This is a genomic window from Streptomyces cacaoi, from assembly GCF_006539165.1.
GTDB classification, from domain to species: domain Bacteria; phylum Actinomycetota; class Actinomycetes; order Streptomycetales; family Streptomycetaceae; genus Streptomyces; species Streptomyces cacaoi.
In genome coordinates, this window is the sequence record NZ_BJMM01000136.1 from 1 (window position 1) to 3,380 (window position 3,380).

Below are 3,380 nucleotides of genomic sequence, written 5' to 3' on the forward strand. Positions count from 1 at the left end.
CCCGACACACACCGTCCACAACCGGCCGGCGACACCCGCACGCCCCGGTCTGCCCCACGCAGGCCGGGGCGTCGTGCTGTCCTCAACTCCCGCCGCCCGTCAGCGAGAAGAGACGGAGCGTGAACCTGGCGTCGGGCCCGGAGAGGCGTACCGTTCGGAGTGTCGCGGACCAGAACGGGGTTCCTATGCAGGTGCACTCTGTCGAGCACGCCGGGGCGCGGGTCGCGCACATCCGGAAGGCTCGGCGTCTGACGCAGCGGGCGTTGGCGGAGCGGGCCGCGGTCTCGTACTCCACCGTGGCCAAGGTCGAGCAGGGGAAGATGGCCGCTTCGCCCTCGGTGCTGGGGGCGTTGGCACGGGCGTTGTCCGTGCCCGTCACGGAGTTGACCGGGCAGCCGTACATGGAGGAGCTGCGGGCCGACCAGTTGGACGGGCTGATACAGCCGCTCCGTGAAGCCCTGGATCTCTACGACGTCGGGGCCGATCCGGAGGTGCGTCCGCGCGGCGTCGACGTCTTGAGCCGGGAGGCGGAGGCCCTGTGTGCGGCAACGCGCAGAGCCGAACTGCGCCAGGTGGCGGCCATGCTGCCCGCGCTGATCACGGAGTCGACGACGGCGGCGCACACGTACGGGACGGATCAGGCGTGGCGCACGCTCGCCTCCGCGTACCGGACCGGGCACGACCTCGCGGCCAAGTTCGGTATGACGGACCTCTGCACGGTGGCTCTCGAACGCATGGGGTGGGCCTGCCGTCACGGTTCGGACCCGGCGGGGTCCGCGGTGCGGCAGTGTCTACGCGGGCTGGTGTACCTGCGCGCCGGGGACTACCGGACGGGGCTGCGGCTGATCGACTCCGGCATGCGCTGCGCCGAACAGGCCGAGCCGGGCGTGGAGCGGGACGCGGTGACCGGCAGGTTGCACCTGGGTGCCGCCGTCCTGCACGCGAGGGCGGGCGAGGACGAGGCGGACGAACACCTGGCGGAGGCGGAGCGGTACGCGGCGCGTACGGGAGAGGTCCAGCGGGTCCGTTGGCTGTGCTTCGGTCCGACGAATGTCGCCGTGCACCGGGTCTCGGCGCTGGCGGAACGCGACCGGTACCGGGAGGCGGTCGAGGTGGCGGACGGGATGAGCGCTTCGGTCCTGCCCGCCTCCCGCGTGGCGCACCACCACGCGGAGGTGGCGCGCGCGCAGCTGGTCATCGGGAGGGCTGACGACGCTTTCGCCTCGCTCCGTGAGGCGCGGCGGATCGCTCCCCAACAGACCCGGCTCCACCCGCTGGTCCGCGAGACCTATGCGGGGCTGGTCGCGGTCAAGCGCCGCGTCCCGGACAACGTGCTCAACTACGGTTCCTGGCTCGGCCGTTGATCCGTGACAGCGCGTCATGACCTGGCCCGAGCTGTCATTGTTCGCTGACAGTTCGTGGCGGGCGACGCGACAACCATGTGGCGCGACAGAGGATCGTCGACGTCACGGAATGAGCTGTCATGAAACACAGAGAGGCAGGGTGGCCCCCACCCCACGGCGCATCCCCCGTCGCCGTCCCCGCGGGCCTGCACTGGGACGCGGTGCGCGTGCGGGAGCCGTACGGGCTGGAGGCCGTGCGGAGGCTGGGGGCCGCGTGCGGGGCCGTCATCGGGGACGCGCGGGGCGGAGTGCTGTACTGGCTGGTCCGGGCCGGGGACGAGGCGGAATGGGGCGCGCTGCCCGCGCGTGCGGGGGTTCGGCTGCTGGGCACGGGGTGCTGGGTGACGGTCCCCGGCGCGCACCGGACGCGTCCCCCCGGCCCGTACTGGGCCGTCCCGTACGGCGGTGGCCGACGGCTGACGGACGCCACGCTGCTGCACACCGCGCTCGCCCACGTACTCGCCCGGGGCGGCGGAAGGGGCACCGGGGCGGCCCGGCCCGGCCCGGACCGCACGGTGGACGGGATCCGTGCGGGCACCCGTGCGGTCGGGATCGGTGCGGACGGGGCCGGTGCGGACGGCGGTGGGATCGTGGGTTCCGAAAGGCGTGCGCAGTAGGCTCGGCCGTCCTCTTCGTCCGCTGAGCAAGGAGCACCCGCTCATGGCACTCACCGCCGAGGACCGGGCAGCCGTCGCCGAGCTGCTCGCCCTGCACGGGCACCTCGTCGATCACGGCCGGCTCGACCGGCTGGAGGAGCTGTTCGTCCCGGACTGCGTCTACGACGTCTCCGCCTTCGGGGCGGGGGTTCTGCACGGGCCCGCCCGGATCCGGGAGGCCGGGCAGGCGCTCGGCGACCGGAACCCGGTGGCCCACCACGTCACCAACATCGTGCTGACCGAGCGCCCGGACGGCAGTGTGCACGCCCTCTCCAAGGGGCTGGGCGTGCACGCGGACGGCAGGTGCGGGACCGTCACGTACGAGGACGTGGTCGTCCGGGACGCCGAGGGTCCGGGCGGCTGGCGTATCGGCCGCCGTACCGTGCACGCCCGGCCGGCTCCGCTCGGCGCCGGGGAAGGCGGGCGGGGGCCCATGTGAGCCCGCGCGGACCCACGCGCCGAGGGACGGGGAGGGCGGGGCGGAAGGGCAGCGGGACAGGACGTCGTTAAACTGGGCGTTTCGTCTCTGACCAGGGGCGATACATCACGAGCACGACCGAGGGAGCCCTCGATGATCTTCATCACCGCCAAGTTCCAGGTCCGCCCCGAGTACGCGGACCAGTGGCCGCAGATCGCCGGGGAGTTCACCGCGGCGACCCGGGCCGAGCCCGGCTGCCTGTGGTTCGACTGGTCGCGCAGCGTGGAGGACCCGAACGAGTACGTCCTCGTCGAGGCGTTCCGCGACGGCGAGGCCGGCGCGGCACACGTCCAGTCCGAGCACTTCCAGAAGGCACAGCGCACGCTGCCGCCGCACCTGGTGCGCACCCCGAAGGTGGTCAACACGACCCTCGACCAGGACGACTGGTCCCTGCTCGGCGAGATGACCGTGCCGGACGCCTGAGTCCGGTCGGCTCCCGCCCCGAGGCCGCGGCCCGATTCCGATCGGACCGCGGCCTCTTCCGTTCCCGGCCCGGATTTCCGTCACACAGCGCGCACAATTTCTCGGCCGTGAGTTCCGAAAAGCCCGCCCCTTTGTGACAGCCCCCATAGAGTCCACGTCACCCACGCGATTCTTTCGTAGCGACCGATGCGCTCCTGGCCCACGGACACGGTCTCTCTCACTCCAGCTATTTCCCTGCGCACTAACTCCGGTAGTACGTCACACATTTGGGATGCCCCCACGCCGGTCTCAACACTGGGTCTCGGCCGCGACGGCAGAAGGCAAAACCCGCACACCGCGGGCCCGCACCACGCGGAAAGCCCGAAGCCGAATCCGTCCCCGCACAGCGGCCCGCCTCATGTCCCCAGCGAAAGGCACCCC

At 72.2% G+C, this 3,380-nt stretch carries 4 protein-coding genes; all 4 read left to right on the forward strand.

Annotated elements, in window-relative coordinates; all coding sequences use genetic code 11:
- Positions 1–185: 185 nt before the first annotated feature.
- The 4 genes from SCA03_RS34505 to SCA03_RS34520 all read left to right on the forward strand — a co-directional run bounded on the left by SCA03_RS34505 (position 186) and on the right by SCA03_RS34520 (position 2,960).
- The gene (locus SCA03_RS34505) at positions 186–1,364 is read left to right on the forward strand and encodes a helix-turn-helix domain-containing protein (protein ID WP_086814422.1); all 1,179 of its coding nucleotides are present in this window, start codon (positions 186–188) and stop codon (positions 1,362–1,364) included.
- A gap of 119 nt (positions 1,365–1,483) precedes the next feature.
- A complete protein-coding gene (locus SCA03_RS34510; RefSeq protein WP_141275889.1) occupies positions 1,484–2,020 on the forward strand; it encodes a hypothetical protein in 537 nt (178 codons plus the stop codon).
- Positions 2,021–2,063: 43 nt separating this feature from the next.
- The gene (locus SCA03_RS34515) at positions 2,064–2,498 is read left to right on the forward strand and encodes a nuclear transport factor 2 family protein (protein WP_030892809.1); all 435 of its coding nucleotides are present in this window, start codon (positions 2,064–2,066) and stop codon (positions 2,496–2,498) included.
- Between the two features lie 132 nt (positions 2,499–2,630).
- Positions 2,631–2,960 carry a putative quinol monooxygenase gene (locus tag SCA03_RS34520; protein WP_030892806.1) on the forward strand — a complete coding sequence of 110 codons (330 nt, stop codon included), beginning with the start codon at positions 2,631–2,633 and terminating at the stop codon, positions 2,958–2,960.
- The last annotated feature ends 420 nt before the right edge of the window (positions 2,961–3,380 follow it).